This window comes from Peteryoungia rhizophila, assembly GCF_004912145.1.
Taxonomy (GTDB): Bacteria; Pseudomonadota; Alphaproteobacteria; order Rhizobiales; family Rhizobiaceae; genus Allorhizobium; species Allorhizobium rhizophilum.
In genome coordinates this window covers 30,593-47,300 of the sequence record NZ_STGT01000005.1, presented here as the reverse complement: position 1 = coordinate 47,300, position 16,708 = coordinate 30,593, and the positions used below count along the sequence as shown (strand labels likewise).

Here is a 16,708-nt window from a genome sequence, read left to right as displayed (position 1 = left end):
TGACATCGATCGAATACCGTGCTTAGCGGCTGCCATAGATCCCATCAAGGATGCCGCCCTCGGCAAAGTGCTCCGCGGAGACCTTGTCCCAGCCGCCGAACGCATCTTCGACGGTCACGAGGCGGATCTCCGGGAACTGGTCCTTGTATTCGGCAGCGACCGCCTCGTCATGGACGCGGTGGCCGAAGTCGGCGGCGATTTTCTGGCCCTCGGGCGAATAGAGGAAGTCGAGGTACTTCTTGGAAAGCTCCTGGCTGCCCTTCGCATCGGCGACCTTGTCGACGATGGCAACCGGGAATTCGGCGAGCAGGCTCACCGAAGGCACGACCTGCTGGAACTTGTCCTCGCCATACTGCTTGGCGATCGACTTCGTCTCGGCCTCAAACGTGATGATCACGTCACCGGTCTCGCGCTCGACAAAGGTCGTCGTCGCGGCGCGGCCGCCGGTGTCGAAGACCGGCACGTTGTCGAAGATCTTGTCGACGAATTCCGTCACCTTGGCCTCGTCGCCGGCGAACTTCTCTTTCGCGTAAGCCGTTGCCGCCAGATAGGTGTAGCGGGCATTGCCCGAGGTCTTCGGGTTGGGGAAGATCACCTGCACATCGTCACGGGCGAGATCGTCCCAGTCCTTGATGTTCTTCGGGTTGCCGGCGCGCACCAGGAAGGACGGGAAGGAATAGAAGGGCGAGGCGCTGTTGGGGAATTCGCTCTTCCAGTCTTCGGAGACGAAGCCGTTCTTCACGAGGAAGTCGATATCGGTCACCTGGTTGAAGGTCACGACGTCGGCTTCCAGACCTTCAACGATGGCGCGGGCCTGACGCGAGGTGCCGCCATGCGACTGGTCGATGGTCACGCCCGGATTGGCCTTGATGAAGGCTTCGTTCTGGGCGGCGAAGATCTCGCGGGCGATGTCATAGGAAGCGTTGAGCAGCTTGTCGGCAGCACTGGCCGAAACCGGCAGGGACAGAGCGGCGAGGGCGGCGCTGACGAGGAGGAGGCGTTTCATCGACTGGTACTCCGGTATGCGGGGGGATCGGTATCTGCCCCGCAAACTAGAGGGTCGGCCCGTCTCTTCCGAGGAATGGCCGACCAATGATCACCCCAAGGGGCAAATATCTTTCCGCCGGAGGGTGCCCCGCCGGAATGGGTAATCAGCGGGTCGGAACCGGCACTTCACCGCGGTAGTCGTAGAAGCCGCGGCCCGACTTGCGACCGAGCCAGCCGGCCTCGACATATTTGACCAGCAGCGGGCAGGGTCGGTACTTCGAGTCCGACAGACCCTCATGCAGCACCTGCATGATCGAGAGGCAGGTGTCGAGACCGATGAAATCGGCGAGCTGCAGCGGCCCCATCGGATGGTTGGCACCAAGCTTCATCGCCGTGTCGATGGCTTCCACCGAACCGACGCCTTCATAGAGCGTGTAGATCGCCTCGTTGATCATCGGCAGCAGGATGCGGTTGACGATGAACGCCGGAAAATCTTCCGCCACCGTGATCGTCTTGTCGAGCGAGGAGACGAACTCCTTGGCTGTCTTGAAAGTCGTCTCGTCGGTCGCGATGCCGCGCACCAGTTCGACGAGCTTCATGACCGGCACCGGGTTCATGAAGTGGATGCCCATGAAGCGCTCCGGCCGGTCGGTGGCCGAGGCGAGGCGGGTGATGGAAAGCGAGGATGTGTTGGTCGCAATCAGCGCCTCGGGCTTCAGCACCGGGCAGAGGGCTGCGAAGATCTTGCGCTTGACGCTTTCGTCTTCGGTCGCTGCTTCGATGACGAGATCTGATGGGGCGAGGTCGTTGACGTCGGACGATCCGGAAATCAGCGCCAGCGCTTCCTTGCGCTGTTCGTCGGACATCTTGCCATTGGTGACCTGGCGGGCGAGATTGCCGTTGATGGTGGCGAGACCTGCCTCGATCCTCTCCTTGGAGAGATCGTAGATCGTGACCTTGTAGCCGGCGGTGGCGGAGACCTGAGCAATGCCGCAGCCCATCTGGCCGGCACCCACGACACCCACATTGCTGATCTTGTCCGTCATCGTCTCGCTCCTCACCCGTTCCAGTCTTCACTCAAGAAGTGGCACCCAAGAAAATGCCGGCCCCGCTCATCGCGGACCCGGCTGATTGATAGACCGCAAAGGGTTCTTTGACCAGTCCTTTCGCAACTGCGAGATGGCGTTCAGAGCGCCTTTTCGAGCTCCGGCAGGGCTTCGAAGATGTCGGCGACGAGGCCGTAATCGGCGACCTGGAAGATCGGTGCTTCCTCGTCCTTGTTGATCGCGACGATGACCTTGGAGTCCTTCATGCCGGCGAGATGCTGGATGGCGCCCGAGATGCCGCAGGCGATGTAGAGCTGCGGGGCAACCACCTTGCCGGTCTGGCCAACCTGCCAGTCGTTCGGGGCGTAGCCCGCGTCGACCGCCGCGCGCGAGGCGCCGACAGCGGCACCCAGCTTGTCGGCGACCGGCAGGATGACTTCCTGGAACTTCTCCGAGGAGCCGAGCGCGCGGCCGCCGGAAATGATGATCTTGGCCGAGGCCAGTTCAGGACGGTCCGAGGAGGAGAGGGCGTCAGCGACGTGGCTGGATACGCCAGGGTTCGCGACAGCTGAAATCGCCTCGACAGCAGCCGACCCACCGTCACCGGCAGCGGCGAAGGAGGCGCTACGCACCGTGATCACCTTCTTGGCATCGGTCGACTGCACGGTCTGGATGGCGTTGCCGGCATAGATCGGACGCTTGAAGGTGTCGGCCGAAACCACTTCGGTGATTTCAGACACCTGCATCACGTCGAGCAGCGCTGCAACGCGCGGCATCACGTTCTTGCCGACCGAGGTCGCAGCCGCGATGATCGTGTCGTAGGAGCCTGCCAGCGATACGATGAGCGCTGCCAGTGGCTCGGCCAGGTTGTTGGCGAGCGAAGCGTCCTCGGCGAGCAGCACCTTGGAGACGCCCGAGAGCTTTGCGGCGGCATCGGCGGCAGCCTTGGCGCCGGAGCCTGCGACCAGCACATGTACGTCGCCACCGATCTTAGCGGCGGCTGTCAGGGCCTTCGCGGTCTGTTCGGAAACGGTCGCGTTGTCGTGTTCTGCGAGAAGAAGAATAGCCATGGTTCAATCCTCGAATAGAGTTCCCTCGGAAATCCGTCAGGCCCAGCCGAAAAGGGTGGGGTGCGAGAACCGGAGCGGAGCGTACTCAAAGTACGTGAGCACCGGAAGCGCAGCGACCCGCCCTTTGCAGGCGGGCCTCACGGATGTCATTAAAGCACGCCGGCTTCGTTCTTGAGCTTGTCGACCAGTTCGGCGACGCTCTTGACCTTGATGCCTGCCTTGCGGCCACCCGGCTCCTCGGTCTTCAGAACCTTCAGGCGCGGAGCAACGTCGACGCCGAAATCAGCCGGCGCCTTCTTGTCGAGTGGCTTCTTCTTCGCCTTCATGATGTTCGGCAGCGAGGCATAACGCGGCTCGTTGAGGCGCAGGTCGGTGGTGACGATCGCCGGAAGCTTCACGTCGATGGTCTGCAGACCGCCATCGACTTCGCGGGTCACGGTCGCCTTGTCGGCGCCAAGCTCGAGCTTGGAGGCGAAGGTCGCCTGGCCCCAGCCGAGGAGAGCTGCCAGCATCTGGCCGGTCTGGTTCGAATCGTCGTCGATCGCCTGCTTGCCGACGATGACGAGGCCCGGAGCCTCGGCTTCCACCACGCCCTTCAGCAGCTTGGCGACGGCGAGAGGCTCGACGGCTTCGTCGGTCTCGATCAGGATGCCGCGGTCAGCGCCCATGGCGAGTGCGGTGCGGATGGTTTCCTCGGCCTTGGCCGGACCGATCGAGACGACGACCACTTCCTCGGCCTTGCCGGCTTCCTTCAGCCTGAGCGCCTCTTCGACGGAGATCTCGTCGAAAGGATTCATGGACATCTTGACGTTGGCGAGCTCGACGCCGGAGCCATCCGGCTTGACGCGGATCTTGACGTTGTAATCCACAACCCGCTTGACTGGGACGAGTATCTTCATGGGTTCCTCTCTTCAAATCTTCCGTCGGAAAATGCGCTCATGTGCGCTCCCCCGTTTGTCGATTGGCGACATCGATACGCATTTTTTCCCCAAACACAACGATCGATGCCGTTTGGTCGACAGCAATAATTGACGTTGACGTGCACGTCAATACGACGAGGCCGCGACCTGTTGTCACCGTCCCCAGTGGGTGACGGGGCGTGCGGGCTTTGAGGCCACGGTTTCCGGCGTTTTCTGCTCCGGACCGGTGCGCGAGGTCGAGGCGGGAGCGCCCCATGGCCCGACCACTCCGGCATCGACGGACGGCGCCTCATGTTCCACGGCTCGCGGTGTCACGATCGCCCGATCGAAGAGCGGCACGCCGGGACGTCGCAAAACGAGCACCAGCAGCGCGCCCGCCAGAATGCCGCCGACATGAGCGCCCCAGGAGACGTTGCTGGCGCCGTCGATGACCAGCATGACGAATTGCTGGCCGACCCAGAAGAGAAGCGGAATGAAGGCCGGGAGCGGTAGGGGAAAGCGCATGAAGACCAGCACCCAGACGCGCACCTTCGGGTGCAGCATCAGATAGGCCGCAACCACGCCCGACACCGCGCCTGACGCCCCGATCAGCGGTGCTTCGCTCGCCGGCATAACCAGCCCATGCACGAGTGCGCCGGCGGCCGCGCAGGCGAGGTAGAAGAAAAGGAACTTGAAGTGCCCCATCGCGTCCTCGACATTGTCGCCGAAGACCCAGAGGAAGAGCATGTTGGAGCCCAGATGCAGCCAGCTGCCATGCAGGAAGGCATAGGTGATGTAGGTCGCACTCTCCGGCACCAGCACCAGAGAAGGATCGAGCGATGCGCCGCCGAGCAGGATCGCCGGAATGAAGCCCAGCCCATAGACGCCAAGCTCGAAAGCTGCATCTGGCACCACTCTTGCCAAAGCATAGGCAATGACATTCGCCGCAATCAGCCCCAGCGTCACATATTGCCGGCGAATATGTTTGAGCGCGTTTCGGTCATGCAGGGGAATGAACATCGCGCCTCGTCGGGGTTAGGGTAAGCCAATGCTAGCGCAGGTTGGGATGCGGGGACAGGGGGGAAAGGGGCGAGTGGCGGTTCCCCCTCTCCCCTTGTGGGAGAGGTTACAAAATCGAGGGCTTAGCCCGATCAGGGCTAAACCTCAGATTTTGTTGGTGAGGGGATCGGTGCGGTTGTCGCGACATAACCGACCCCCTCTCTGGCGATTTCTGATGTTTAGGCGGCTTGCGCGCGCCTAATTCATCGAAATCGCTTTCTCCCCCGCAAGCGGGGAGATGAGCGTCGCGCAAGCCGCGCGCTCCCGCTTCTCCCCAGCGGGGAGAAGATGGTCCGGAGGACCAGATGAGGGGGGCGCGCAGCGCAAGGCGAGATGGCACCATGGTTAGGGTGCAGGGTGATCCTCTGCCTGACGAGGTTCTGCTGCGCCGCGCCCTCATCCGGCGCTTGCGCGCCACCTTCTCCCCGCTGGGGAGAAGAGGAAAGCCGCCTTTGCCCCTCATCCGCCTGCCGGCACCTTCTCCCCGCGAGCGGGGAGAAGGCCGAGACATCAACCGCTTGCGCCCCCTCTCCCCGCCTGCGGGGAGAGGGTAGGGTGAGGGGCAAAACCACCAACTCGGCGCCAGCGGCCTAAATAGGGGGATGACTTTCGAAAATATCCCAACAAAATCAACAAAAGCTCTTTTTTCCATCCCCCACCATTTCCACGCCCTTACCCTAGTCCCCGTCCCGCCCTCGGATACACCTGACGATGCGATGTCAGGCGAGGCGGGGCCGGCGCCGGGGCTAAGCACTCTCGCAGGTGCAGACCCCCGGCCCGCTGCAACGGTCTCCCTCCGGACGAGGGGCTGGACGAAGGTGAAGGGGTCGGATGCCCTTTCACTGGATACCCCGATCGGAAGGACGTGCCTCAGAGGCACACAGACAAGGCGCCCACGCCGTCGCGAACATCCAGACGGCGGGGCGGATAGAACGGCGGGGATGAGAGCCGGGTCGCAAATGACCAGACGATCGTCCCCCGGGCGAGGGTCCCGGTCGGATTGGTGCACCATCCGGCGGGAACCTCCCGGGCCAACGGCCAGGCTGAAGCGTCATCCCGTATGACGCCGCAGCCGGACCCGCGCCCGGTCATCCTCGGTCATCCTCGGGCCTGACCCGAGGACCGAAGACCGTCGCCGCCTTGCCAGAGAGACGCATGCAGCGGGAATAGACGCCGAACGGGGCGCCGGAAGGAGCCACATAAAACTACTTAGACAGGTTGCTTCTGGCGCCTCGTCCGAGACAAGCATGAGACCGAACCGGAGGGAGCAATCCTGACCGGTGGCGAAGCTTGGGGTTTTTGACATTGATAGATCACCCCTCATCCTGAGGTGCCGGGCTTGCCCGGCCTCGAAGGGCGAGGCCACCTAGGGATGCTTCGAGGCCCTCGCCTTGCGAGGGCACCTCAGCATGAGGGAGCCGAAGCGCCTGCTGGGTCCCATCTCCCCCTTTGCGGGGGAGAACGGAAAATCGAAGGCTTAGGCGAGCGCAAGCCGCCTAAACTTCAGATTTTCCAAGAGAGGGGCAAAGTTCCCTAGGAAGAAACTTCACCGAGCCCCCCTCTTTCGAAATCTGAGGTTTGGCCCTGATCGGGCCAATTCCTCGATTTCGCTTTCTCCCCCGCAAGGGGGGAGATATGTCGCCGCCTACCTATTCTTCCCCGGCACCCACAGAATATCCGCCCTGCCGCCATCATTCGCATGCCGGGCCGCAACGAACAAAAAGTCCGACAGCCGGTTCACATATTTCAGTGCCGGCTCCCCGACCTCTTCGCCGTCGAAACGCGACAGTTCGACCATGATGCGCTCAGCCCGGCGCGAGGTGGTGCGGGCGAGGTGCAGATAGGCGGCGGCAGGCGTGCCGCCGGGCAGGATGAAGGATTTGAGCGGATCGAGATCGGCATTCAGCAGGTCGATCTCCTTCTCGATCCGATCGACCTGCGCCTCGATGACGCGGAGCGGCTCGTAGGAGAGCACTTCGCCGGTTTCGGGGGCTGCCAGATCCGCGCCGAGGTCGAAGAGGTCGTTCTGGATGCGCATCAGCATGGCGTCGAGTTCAAGCATCTCAGCCGTATGCAGGCGGGCGATACCGATCGCCGAATTGGTTTCGTCGATCGTGCCATAGGCGTCGACGCGCAGATCGTGCTTCAGGCGGCGCGGGCCGGTGACGAGTGCCGTTGTGCCGTCATCGCCGGTGCGGGTATAGATCTTGTTGAGCTTGACCATGGCTTCAGCGGCCCCCGCCGGTCAGCCAGAGCGTCAGCATGATCAGCGCAATCGCGATCGCCTGCAACACGATGCGCGCCTGCATCAGCTTGTTCGACGTATTGCCGTCGCCGCCCTTCAGCATGTTGAAGAGGCCTCTCACGAGGACAAGGGCAACGAGCCCCATGACGATGATGGCGAGGACATAGGTGAATGTGGACATTGCGATGGAAGAGCCTTTGTTCGTCGCCGGTCAGTCCAGCGAGCGCATCAATCGATAGAAGAGGTCGGCCGGCAGCCAGCGCTTGAGCAGGGCCCCCTGTTTCGCCGGCTTGGTCACGAGATAATGTGGGCGGGCACGGCGGGCGGTCAAGGCGTGGGTGAGGACTTTGTAGACCGCATCCGGCCCGAGTTTGTGGCGGTTCACGGGGCCTGTGCCATCGAGTCGCGCCAGCTGTCGGCGATAGTCTTCGGCATGAACAGAGTTTTCGAGGTCGATCGCCTCGCGGATATGGTGAAGCGCATTGGCGGTGAAGCGGCTTTCGATCGGGCCGGGCTCGATCAGGCTCACCTTCACGCCGGAGCCTTCCAGCTCCATGCGCATCGTCAGCGATAGACCCTCGAGCGCAAACTTCGATGCCGTGTAGGCGCCGCGCCAGCGATAGGGGATGATGCCGAGGATCGAGGAGCATTGCACGATGCGGCCTTCACCTTGCGCCCGCATCGCCGGGATCACCCGGCGGGTGAGGTCATGCCAGCCGAAAAGATTGGTTTCGAACTGGGCGCGCAAAGCGTCCGTCGGCAGGTCTTCCACCGCGCCCGGCTGGCCATAGGCGCCGTTGTTGAAGAGGGCATCGAGCCGTCCGCCGGTGCGCTCGAAGACAGTTGCCACGAGGGCTTCGATGCTGGCTGTGTCGGTGTAATCCATCAGCAATGCCTCGATGCCTTTGGCTTCTAGGTGCGCCAGATCCTCCGGCTTGCGTACGGTCGCGAAGACACGCCATCCGTCAGCCTTCAGGGCCTCTGCACAATAGGCGCCGATGCCGGACGAACAACCGGTGACGATGATGCTCTTCACGGACAAATCCTCGACTTTCCTGTACAAACGGCGATCGGTTTCCCATATTCGGCCACAGCCTGCAATCGTGCCTGTATCCCGAGGAGACTTGATGCCGACTTTCCTGCGTATGCTTTACAAGGTCGGTTTCGATGCGTTCTGGCACTTCACGGAGGACGACGGCTGGGCCATGGCGAGCCATGTGGCGCTGTCGGCGATCCTCGCGCTCTTCCCCTTCCTGATCTTCGGCACGGCGCTTGCAAGCTTCCTCGGCGCCGACCAGTTCGCCGATACGGCGGTGCATCTGATCTTCGATACCTGGCCGGAAACGATCGCCAAACCCCTGTCGGACCAGGTGATCGAGGTGCTGACGATCCCACGCGGCGGACTGCTGACGATCTCTGTGCTGGCGGCCGCCTATTTCGCCTCGAACGGGGTCGAGGCGCTCAGGGTTTCGCTCAACCGCGCCTATCGGGTCGCCGAAACGCGGCCCTGGTACATCACCCGCCTGATGAGCCTCGGTTTCGTCCTGGCCGCAGTCGTGGTGCTGGCGGCGATCAGCGCGCTTCTGGTCGCGGTGCCGGTGGCCCTCGCCTTTGCCGAACGGCTCTTTCCCTTCCTCAAGGACTTCCTCGCCACCGTCGCCAACTGGCGGGTCTACGGCACGGTCGCCTTCCTGATCGTCACGCTGGTGGTGTTTCATCTCGGCCTGCCGGACGGGCGCAGGCGGCTGATCGACGTACTCCCGGGTGTGCTGCTGACGCTGGCGCTCTGGCTGGTCGGGGCGCTGCTTTTTGCCTACTACCTCGCCTCCTTCGCCAATTATGCGGCGACCTATGCCGGTCTCGCCTCGATCATGATCGTGCTGGTCTTCCTCTACATGGTCGGCGCGATCTTCATCATCGGGGCGGAGTTCAATGCGGCGCTGATGAAATTCCGCGTGGTGCCGGTCAAGGGCGGGCCGCCGGGCGGGATCTCAAACCCCGACCATGGCGCGGATATCTGAGGGCGTTTTTCCCTCGGCCCTGAGTGCTGAAAGCGCCGTGTCGCCGAGGCTCTTCGAAAGCTTGCGACCGTCAGGCCCCAGGATCAGGCGATGATGGTGATAGACCGGTGCCGGCAGGCCGAGCAGGGCCTGCAAGAGGCGGTGCACCGAGGTGGCGTGAAAGAGATCAAGGCCCCGCACGACGTGGGTTACGCCTTGCGCCGCATCGTCCACGGTGGCGGCCAGGTGGTAACTCGAAGGCGAATCGGAGCGCCAGAGCACGACATCGCCCCAGGCGGCGGGATCAGCCTCGATCTCTCCTGTCGGCCCGTCGCCGGTTTCCTGCCATGTGAGCCTTTCGCCAATGAGGCCTTGCGCCTTGTCGATGTCGAGCCGGAAGGCATGGCGCTCGGCCTTCGCCAGTTTTTCGGCCCGTTCGGCCTCGGTGAGCGACCGCTCTTCGGTCGGGTAAAGCGGCGCGCCGTCCGGATCGCGCGGCCAGATGCCGCCCTCGCGTTCATAGGCCGAGACGCGGGCCTTGACCTCCCCACGGGTGAGAAAAGCGGGATAGACCAGGCCCATGGCCTGCAACCGGTCAAGCGCTTCCCGGTAAAGCGGAAAATGCTCCGACTGTCGGCGGACGGGGCTTTCAAAGGGCATTCCGAGCCAGCTGAGATCGTCGAAGATGGCCAGTTCGAGTTCGGGCGTGCAGCGGGTGAGGTCGATGTCCTCGATGCGCAGCAGAAGGCGACCGCCCGTTTTTTCGGCCATATCGGCGTTCAAGAGGGCCGAGAGCGCATGGCCGAGATGCAGTCGGCCGTTTGGGCTCGGCGCGAAACGAAAGACGGGGGCATCTTGGCCCTCGGTTTGACGAAAACGTTCGGTCATGCTTTTCCTTCGCATGAGAGTGGAATGAGGAAAAGGGGACGGATTTGACGACGATCCGATGCGAGGCCGATCTCGCTGCGGGGCTTTCCCTTTTGCTGACACGCGATCCCAGGCTCCGTCCGATCGCTGAAGTATGCCATCCGCTGCCGCTACGGCTCTCTGCCCCCGGCTTTGCGGGGCTCGCCTCCATCATCGTCTCGCAGATGGTGTCGCGGGCCAGCGCCGATGCGATCTGGCGGCGGATGACGGCGGTCTTGGGAAACAGGCCGCTGGCGGAGGATTATCTGGCGCTCGGCCCGGAACTGATCGGCACCTTCGGGCTCTCGCGCGGCAAGGCGCAGGCTCTCGAAGCGGCGGCCAAGGCCGATCTCGGTGGACCCTTCCGGCTCGACGAACTGGCGGACATGCCGGCCGATGCCGCGATCGCGGCGCTGACGGGTCTGAAGGGCGTCGGCCCCTGGACGGCCGAGGTCTACCTGATGTTCTGCGGCGGGCATCCGGACATCTTCCCGGTGGGTGACGTTGCGCTGCGCATCTCCGTCGGCGACGTTTTCTTTGCCGGTGAACGGCCCTTGCCGGATCAGGTTGCCGAAATCGCGGAGGCCTGGACACCCGTGCGCTCGGTCGCGGCGCGGCTGTTCTGGGCCCATTATGCGCGCATAACCGGACGGGTCGCACTGCCGCGCTAAAAGGGCGCGCCGAGACGTCGCAACACGGCTCAAAGATTCAGGCTTCACAATGCTGTAACAACGGACCTAATATAGAAAGGCAGATGCCGAATCGATCAGGAGTTAGCCTTGACGATTGCAGTTTCCCCTCAGGCCCTGCCGGCGCTCGTTCTGAATGCCGACTACCGGCCACTGAGTTATTATCCCTTGTCGCTCTGGTCCTGGCAGGACGCGATCAAGGCGGTCTTCCTCGACCGTGTGAACATCATCGCCGAGTACGAACACTCCGTCTGCTCGCCGAGTTTCTCGATGCGACTGCCGAGCGTGGTCAGCCTCAAGACCTATGTTCAGCCGACCCGGAACCCGGCCTTCACTCGCTTCAATGTCTTCCTGCGCGACAAGTTCGAATGCCAATATTGCGGTTCGCCCGACGATCTGACCTTCGATCACGTCATCCCGCGCGCCCATGGCGGGGAGACGACCTGGGAGAACGTGGTCGCCGCCTGTTCGCCCTGCAACCTGCGCAAGGGATCGAAGCTGCCCAAGCAGGCCGGCATGGTGCCGCATCAAAGACCCTATCGGCCGACGGTGCAGGACCTGCACAACAATGGCCGGCTCTTCCCGCCGAACTACCTGCATGAAAGCTGGGTGGACTATCTCTACTGGGATACCGAACTGCAGCCTTGAGGCCGCAGCTTCAGCCCGGTTCTGGGTACCTTACCGGGCAGCCGCTGATCCTCAGACGGTGGGCTTGCGCAGCGCGCCCCAGAGCGAGATGGCGGCCAGTGCTGCACTCGTCAGCACGTTCCAACCGGCGAAGGACAGGCCCAGCACACGCAAGGTCGCGTCCGTGCAGGACGGCGCCTTGGTCGCGTTCAGCGCTTCCAGCACGTTGACCGGTGTATCACCGCCGGTCGCGCCGATCGTGCAGCTGTCCGGTCCAGCCCAAAAGCCCCACTCGACGCCGGAATGATAGATCCCCAGGCCCATGCCGGTGATCATCAGAAGCGCGATCGCAATCAGCAGGGCCTTCGTGACGACTGGCGGCAGGCGGAAGACGGCCGACAGAACCGCCAGAAAGCCGACGCCGATGCCGATGTAATAGGGATTGCGCTGCATCAGGCAAAGCGCGCAAGGGACGTAACCGCCGATATGCTCGAAGCCGAGGGCCGAGCCGACGACCAGAGCCATGCCGAAGGTGAGAAGGGCGGCGAGCGCGGCGTCGGACTTCAATGGAGCTAGAATGGAGGTCATCATCAGCACTCTCAGAAAGCAAATTTGACGAGGTAGAAGCCGCCGATCAGCAGCAACATGAAGAGGGTGAAAAGAAGGCCGAGATATTTCTCGATGAAGATCCGGATCGGCTCACCGTAGAGCTTCAGGAGGAAGGCAACCAGAAAGAAGCGGGCGGCCCTTCCGATGATGCTGACAATGGTGAAGACGAGAAAGTTGAGCCCGGTCGCTCCGGAAAAGATCGTCAGGACCTTGTAGGGGAAGGGCGTGATGGCAGCGAAGAGCACGCCCCAGCCGCCCCAGGTGTTGTACCAGGCGGCGACCTGCTCGAACGAATCCTCCTTGCCGTAAAAGGCAAGGATCGGCCGGCCGATCGCTTCGAACAGAAACATGCCGATGGCATAGCCGAGAAAAGCCCCCAGAACTGAGGCAATCGTGCAAAGGAGCGCGAGCCTGAACCATTCACCGCGACGTGCGAGCACCATGGGAATGAGCAGCACATCAGGCGGGATGGGGAAGAACGAGCTTTCGATGAAGGAGACGCCGGCGAGTGCCCTGTCTGCGTGCCGGGTACCGGCAAGAGACATCGTCCAGTCGTAGATGCGACGCAGCATGGGATGTTCCGTGGTAAGGTGGTCGCGTTCTATGGCGCGCGTAGCCCTGTGTAAATGGTGCCATCGCACCGCGAGGCGAGAGGCGCCAACATTTGCGTGAACTGAAGCACGAAAAAGGCGTTGACCGCCCCACCCCGCCTCGTATAGTCCGGCGCAGTCAAACCTACGCTCATGTGCCCCATTGGCGGAACTGGTAGACGCGCTCGACTCAAAATCGAGTTCCGAAAGGAGTGCTGGTTCGATTCCGGCATGGGGCACCACAATCCCGTAGAAGGCAGAAGCGATGAGCAATTCCGGCAACAAGATCCGCATTCCCCAGCCCGTCAAGCAGGTTGTCGTGGATGCCGCGTTGTTGCCAAAGGCTCCGGCCCAGCCCGTTGCCGCCACGGGCAAGCGCAAGACAAAGGCTGCGACACCTGTCGTTGCCAGCCCGGCCGCTGCCGTGGATGGCAAGGCGAAGGTGAATGTCGTGGCGCCGGTCGCGCCGCAGGTGGCGGCGATGCGGCAGAAGCTGAAGCAGCAGTCGGTTCAGGCGCAGATCGCGCGTGTCGATGCCGCGATCGAGGCGGGGACGGTTTCGCCGGCGGATGCCAAGACGCTGGTTCTCACGCTTGCGATGAAGCGGCTCGGCTCGAAGGAAACCGCCGAAAAGTGGTATCGCAGCCAGCATCTGGAAGCTTTCGGCGGTCGCACGCCAGCCCAGATGGTGCGCGCCGGCGAGTTGAAGGCGCTGGTCTCGCTGATGCGCGCGGAAGCGGCCCAGAACAAGGCCTGACACGCAGGGGCGGCGTGAAACCCGCCCGAGGTTTCAGGACAAACTCCCTTTCGAACGACTGCGACATTTCGGCGGGCTGTCACCCGATGCGCGGTGGCGCGTTTGCGCGTGATTTACGCTATATCCAGCCGGTTATTGTGCATCTGCGAGATGAATGTTAGCAGATACAGCATGACGATCCGGAGCCTCAGCCATGCTGCTTGAGCCGCGCGACACTTTCGAGGCACTTCGCCGCGATTTCCATTGGGATATTCCCGCTGATTTCAACATCGGACGGGTGGTGTCCGACGACTGGGCCGCCAAGGCGCCCGAGCGCATCTGCCTTCAGCATTTCTCGCCCGACGGCGACCATCAATCGATGACTTATGGCGCGCTTGCGGCGCAATCCTCGGCGCTCGCGCATGGGTTGACCGACCTCGGCGTCGTGGCCGGGGATCGGGTGGCGCTGCTCCTGCCGCAGTGTTTCGAGACCGTGATCGCGCATGTGGCGATCTACAAGATGGGTGCGATCGCGCTGCCGCTGGCGCTGCTTTTCGGCGAAGAAGCGCTGGAATACCGGCTTCGGGATGCAGGCGCCAAGGCCATCGTGACCAATGGCTTTGGCCTTGCGCGACTGAAGACGCTGCGGGCCCGCCTGCCATCGTTGCAAAAGGTGATTTCGATCGAAGGTGCCGGGCCTGATGTCATCGGCTTCCATGCGATGATCGAGGGCAGGCCTGATGTTTTCGAGATCGCGGAAAGCGGCCCCGATACGCCGGCACTGATGATCTATACGTCTGGAACCACGGGGCCGCCCAAGGGTGCGCTGCACGGCCACCGGGTCCTGGCGGGTCACATTCCCGGTTTCCAGCTGGCGCATGATTACCTGCCGCAGGCCGGCGACAAGGTCTGGACGCCCTCGGACTGGGCCTGGGCGGGCGGGCTGCTGAACGCGCTTCTGCCAGCGCTGATGCTCGGGGTGCCGGTCGTTTCCTCGCCGGCGCAGAAATTCGATCCGCATATGGCTTTCCGGATCATGGCCGAGATGAAGGTGCGCAATGCCTTCATCCCGCCGACGGCGCTCCGGCTGCTGAAGGCCGTCGAGAAGCCACGCGAGGCTTACGACCTCGTGTTGCGCAGTATCGGCTCTGCGGGGGAATCGCTGGGGCGCGAGACCTATGAATGGGTGAAATCGGCGCTCGGCATCGTGCCGAACGAGTTTTATGGCCAGACGGAGTGCAATTTCGTGCTGTCTTCGGCCGCCCATCTCGGCGTCAGCAAGGGTGGCTTCATCGGCAAGGCCGTGCCGGGGCACGAGGTCGCGATCATCGACGCTGACGGTCGGGAAATGCCTGTTGGCGAGACGGGGCAGGTGGCGATCAAGCGACCGGATCCGGTGATGTTCCTCGGCTACTGGAATAACGCCAAGGCGACGGCGGACAAGTTCGTCGGCGACTGGATGAAGACGGGTGATCTCGGTCGGCAAGATGAAGAGGGCTATGTGCAGTTCTTCGGCCGTGACGACGATGTGATCACCTCTTCCGGCTATCGCATCGGCCCGGCCGAGATCGAGGACTGCCTGATCGGCCATCCGGCCGTGCGGCTGGCGGCCGTCATCGGAAAGCCGGATGCGCTGAGGACGGAAATCGTCAAGGCCTTCGTCGTGCTGCAGGACGGTTTCGCCGGCAATCCGGCGCTCGCAGCCGAGATCCGCGACTGGGTGAAGAACCGCCTGTCGATGCATGAATATCCGCGCGAGATCGAGTTCGTGGCGGAGCTTCCGCTGACCACCAGCGGCAAGGTGATCCGCAGGCTGCTCAGGGACCAGGAAATCGCCAAGGCGAGCTGAGTAGACGCGAGTAGCCGCGTTTCGACGGCCGACGATCAGCCGCCGAAACGGCGGTTCAGGACCTTGTCGCGCAGGATGCGGGCGATGTTGCGGGTGTTGCGATACATGTGCAGCTGGGCGCCGACCTGACGGACGTCGCGGTCGGCATTGGGTTTCAGGCCGACCACCAGGGTGCCCATGGCCTCCCGTTCCTGCCAGAAGCGGCTCATGATCGGATGATCAGACACGGCACAGCTGTCGGTGCGCTGGATGTTGGCATCGTCCAGATGCCATTCCGTGAGATCGGCCATCAGAAGCTTGCCCGGCGAGAACCGGGCATAGGTTTCGTCGAAGGCGGTCTTCCAAGTGTAGGCCTCGCCGGCCATGATGAAGACCACCATGGAGGCAATCGCGCGGCCGTCCAGGTCCAGCGTGTGGATGCGCACCGCATCGGCTTCGGCCAGATTGGTGATCGCCTCGCGGGCAAAGGCGGCGCGCAGGCGGTCGTTGACCATGGCGGAGCGCTTGCGCCCCTTCCAGCCGCTCGCTTCCAGTGCCAGGAATTCTTCCATCCTGAAGCGGATTTCTTCCGGCTGACGGGCGACGTTGTAGGTGACCGATCCCTGTTCGGAGAGCAGTCGGAACTGGCGGCGCATCTCGCGCAGATGGTTCTTGTTGAGCGCACCTCGAAGATAGTTCGGACCGTCCTCGTAGCTCTGCAGCATGGGGCGCTGGTATTCGTTGGTGACGGTCAGCGGCAGGTCACGAGCGAGCGCCACGGCGCGGGCGAGCTGGGCGAAACGGCCTTCGAGGCGCAGATCCGGGATGACGAGCAGGCCCGGCAGGCGGGCTTCCGGGCGGGCCAGCGCTTCGAGCAAATTGTCGATCGTCTCGGCCGCGCCCTCCGCATCGACCAGAGGTGTGCCGAGCGGGCCGAAGGGATTGGCCCAGATGCGGATGATCGAGGGGCCGACGGAGAAACCGGGCTTCTCGACCGAGAAGGGGAAAAGCAGGCGCAGGCGTGAACGGCGTTCGTCCTCGTCGCGGATGACGGCGAAGCGGACCTGGCGTTCCTCCAGCCGCGGCATGGCGGGGGCGAGGAAACGCGGGGCGAAAAAGACATTCGCCTCCATGACGCGATAGGTGAGGTATTCGAGTTCGTCCTGGAGCTCGTAGCCCATCTGCCCTGGATAGACGCTGAGGCGACGACCGGGGCGGCCGACCGGGACTTCCATTTCGGCAACGGGTGCCGGAGCGCCACCTGCGAGACTGCCGACCAGCCGGTTGGCGTCGCTGTTCATGCTCTCGTTGTAGATGCGTTCGGTCATGGGCGGACGGCCTCCGGCCAGGGCATCAGGGCATGCGGACCGGCGAACACGGCCACAGCCACGCGCTGAGTGCTGACCACCTCGTTCTC

General features: G+C 63.1%; 17 protein-coding genes and 1 tRNA gene. 6 read left to right on the top strand and 12 right to left on the bottom strand.

Annotated features, from left to right (window positions below):
- Positions 1-22: 22 nt before the first annotated feature.
- From cysP to E9677_RS19200, 8 genes are all read right to left on the bottom strand, one after another.
- Positions 23-1,006: a thiosulfate ABC transporter substrate-binding protein CysP gene (cysP, locus tag E9677_RS19240; protein ID WP_136559686.1), complete on the bottom strand. Its 984-nt coding sequence runs from the start codon at positions 1,004-1,006 to the stop codon at positions 23-25.
- A 145-nt stretch (positions 1,007-1,151) separates the two neighbouring features.
- The gene (locus tag E9677_RS19235; protein ID WP_136559685.1) at positions 1,152-2,033 is read right to left on the bottom strand and encodes a 3-hydroxybutyryl-CoA dehydrogenase; all 882 of its coding nucleotides are present in this window, start codon (positions 2,031-2,033) and stop codon (positions 1,152-1,154) included.
- 140 nt (positions 2,034-2,173) lie between these two features.
- The gene (locus tag E9677_RS19230; protein ID WP_136559684.1) at positions 2,174-3,103 is read right to left on the bottom strand and encodes an electron transfer flavoprotein subunit alpha/FixB family protein; all 930 of its coding nucleotides are present in this window, start codon (positions 3,101-3,103) and stop codon (positions 2,174-2,176) included.
- 149 nt (positions 3,104-3,252) lie between these two features.
- The gene (locus tag E9677_RS19225) at positions 3,253-4,002 is read right to left on the bottom strand and encodes an electron transfer flavoprotein subunit beta/FixA family protein (protein WP_112239287.1); all 750 of its coding nucleotides are present in this window, start codon (positions 4,000-4,002) and stop codon (positions 3,253-3,255) included.
- A 174-nt stretch (positions 4,003-4,176) separates the two neighbouring features.
- Entirely contained in the window at positions 4,177-5,022 is an 846-nt protein-coding gene (locus E9677_RS19220) for a rhomboid family intramembrane serine protease (protein WP_136559683.1), read from the bottom strand.
- Positions 5,023-6,706: 1,684 nt separating this feature from the next.
- Positions 6,707-7,285, bottom strand: coding sequence for a cob(I)yrinic acid a,c-diamide adenosyltransferase (locus E9677_RS19210; RefSeq protein WP_136559681.1), 579 nt, complete (start codon positions 7,283-7,285; stop codon positions 6,707-6,709).
- A 4-nt stretch (positions 7,286-7,289) separates the two neighbouring features.
- Positions 7,290-7,487, bottom strand: a complete 198-nt coding sequence (locus E9677_RS19205; protein ID WP_076396652.1) for a twin transmembrane helix small protein — start codon at positions 7,485-7,487, stop codon at positions 7,290-7,292.
- Positions 7,488-7,517: 30 nt separating this feature from the next.
- The gene (locus E9677_RS19200; protein WP_136559680.1) at positions 7,518-8,342 is read right to left on the bottom strand and encodes an SDR family oxidoreductase; all 825 of its coding nucleotides are present in this window, start codon (positions 8,340-8,342) and stop codon (positions 7,518-7,520) included.
- Between the two features lie 91 nt (positions 8,343-8,433).
- Between E9677_RS19200 and E9677_RS19195 the strand changes: the two genes are divergently transcribed.
- Entirely contained in the window at positions 8,434-9,327 is an 894-nt protein-coding gene (locus E9677_RS19195; RefSeq protein WP_136559679.1) for a YihY/virulence factor BrkB family protein, read from the top strand.
- On the opposite strand, the gene gluQRS is transcribed toward E9677_RS19195, so the two are convergent.
- Positions 9,298-10,194 (bottom strand): tRNA glutamyl-Q(34) synthetase GluQRS, encoded by an 897-nt coding sequence (gene gluQRS / locus E9677_RS19190; RefSeq protein WP_136559678.1) that lies wholly within the window; start codon positions 10,192-10,194, stop codon positions 9,298-9,300. The genes E9677_RS19195 and gluQRS overlap by 30 nt on opposite strands.
- Before the next feature lie 44 nt (positions 10,195-10,238).
- On the opposite strand from gluQRS, the gene E9677_RS19185 reads away from it, so the two are divergent.
- The gene (locus E9677_RS19185; RefSeq protein WP_136559677.1) at positions 10,239-10,883 is read left to right on the top strand and encodes a DNA-3-methyladenine glycosylase family protein; all 645 of its coding nucleotides are present in this window, start codon (positions 10,239-10,241) and stop codon (positions 10,881-10,883) included.
- A gap of 108 nt (positions 10,884-10,991) precedes the next feature.
- Positions 10,992-11,549 (top strand): HNH endonuclease, encoded by a 558-nt coding sequence (locus tag E9677_RS19180; protein ID WP_112239271.1) that lies wholly within the window; start codon positions 10,992-10,994, stop codon positions 11,547-11,549.
- Positions 11,550-11,600: 51 nt separating this feature from the next.
- Here the strand turns inward: E9677_RS19180 and E9677_RS19175 are convergent, their stop codons facing one another.
- Both E9677_RS19175 and E9677_RS19170 read right to left on the bottom strand, forming a co-directional pair.
- Positions 11,601-12,116 carry a disulfide bond formation protein B gene (locus tag E9677_RS19175; RefSeq protein WP_136560038.1) on the bottom strand — a complete coding sequence of 172 codons (516 nt, stop codon included), beginning with the start codon at positions 12,114-12,116 and terminating at the stop codon, positions 11,601-11,603.
- A gap of 11 nt (positions 12,117-12,127) precedes the next feature.
- A complete protein-coding gene (locus tag E9677_RS19170; protein WP_136559676.1) occupies positions 12,128-12,709 on the bottom strand; it encodes a YqaA family protein in 582 nt (193 codons plus the stop codon).
- Between the two features lie 175 nt (positions 12,710-12,884).
- Here E9677_RS19170 and E9677_RS19165 point away from each other — a divergent pair.
- The 3 genes from E9677_RS19165 (at position 12,885) to E9677_RS19155 (ending at position 15,312) form a co-directional block, all read left to right on the top strand.
- Positions 12,885-12,969, top strand: a tRNA-Leu gene (locus E9677_RS19165).
- 23 nt (positions 12,970-12,992) lie between these two features.
- Positions 12,993-13,484, top strand: a complete 492-nt coding sequence (locus tag E9677_RS19160; RefSeq protein WP_136559675.1) for a DUF2384 domain-containing protein — start codon at positions 12,993-12,995, stop codon at positions 13,482-13,484.
- A gap of 193 nt (positions 13,485-13,677) precedes the next feature.
- The gene (locus tag E9677_RS19155) at positions 13,678-15,312 is read left to right on the top strand and encodes an AMP-binding protein (protein WP_136559674.1); all 1,635 of its coding nucleotides are present in this window, start codon (positions 13,678-13,680) and stop codon (positions 15,310-15,312) included.
- A gap of 35 nt (positions 15,313-15,347) precedes the next feature.
- Here the strand turns inward: E9677_RS19155 and E9677_RS19150 are convergent, their stop codons facing one another.
- Complete coding sequence (locus tag E9677_RS19150) at positions 15,348-16,619, bottom strand: GNAT family N-acetyltransferase (protein ID WP_136559673.1); 1,272 nt, start codon at positions 16,617-16,619, stop codon at positions 15,348-15,350.
- Positions 16,620-16,708: the final 89 nt, after the last annotated feature.

Bases quoted from the DNA above. Each gene is read 5' to 3' on its own strand.
- cysP (WP_136559686.1), bottom strand. From the start codon at position 1,006: ATGAAACGCCTCCTCCTCGTCAGCGCCGCCCTCGCCGCTCTGTCCCTG.
- E9677_RS19235 (WP_136559685.1), bottom strand. From the start codon at position 2,033: ATGACGGACAAGATCAGCAATGTGGGTGTCGTGGGTGCCGGCCAGATG.
- E9677_RS19230 (WP_136559684.1), bottom strand. From the start codon at position 3,103: ATGGCTATTCTTCTTCTCGCAGAACACGACAACGCGACCGTTTCCGAA.
- E9677_RS19225 (WP_112239287.1), bottom strand. From the start codon at position 4,002: ATGAAGATACTCGTCCCAGTCAAGCGGGTTGTGGATTACAACGTCAAG.
- E9677_RS19220 (WP_136559683.1), bottom strand. From the start codon at position 5,022: ATGTTCATTCCCCTGCATGACCGAAACGCGCTCAAACATATTCGCCGG.
- E9677_RS19210 (WP_136559681.1), bottom strand. From the start codon at position 7,285: ATGGTCAAGCTCAACAAGATCTATACCCGCACCGGCGATGACGGCACA.
- E9677_RS19205 (WP_076396652.1), bottom strand. From the start codon at position 7,487: ATGTCCACATTCACCTATGTCCTCGCCATCATCGTCATGGGGCTCGTT.
- E9677_RS19195 (WP_136559679.1), top strand. From the start codon at position 8,434: ATGCCGACTTTCCTGCGTATGCTTTACAAGGTCGGTTTCGATGCGTTC.
- gluQRS (WP_136559678.1), bottom strand. From the start codon at position 10,194: ATGACCGAACGTTTTCGTCAAACCGAGGGCCAAGATGCCCCCGTCTTT.
- E9677_RS19175 (WP_136560038.1), bottom strand. From the start codon at position 12,116: ATGACCTCCATTCTAGCTCCATTGAAGTCCGACGCCGCGCTCGCCGCC.
- E9677_RS19170 (WP_136559676.1), bottom strand. From the start codon at position 12,709: ATGCTGCGTCGCATCTACGACTGGACGATGTCTCTTGCCGGTACCCGG.
- E9677_RS19160 (WP_136559675.1), top strand. From the start codon at position 12,993: ATGAGCAATTCCGGCAACAAGATCCGCATTCCCCAGCCCGTCAAGCAG.
- E9677_RS19155 (WP_136559674.1), top strand. From the start codon at position 13,678: ATGCTGCTTGAGCCGCGCGACACTTTCGAGGCACTTCGCCGCGATTTC.
- E9677_RS19150 (WP_136559673.1), bottom strand. From the start codon at position 16,619: ATGACCGAACGCATCTACAACGAGAGCATGAACAGCGACGCCAACCGG.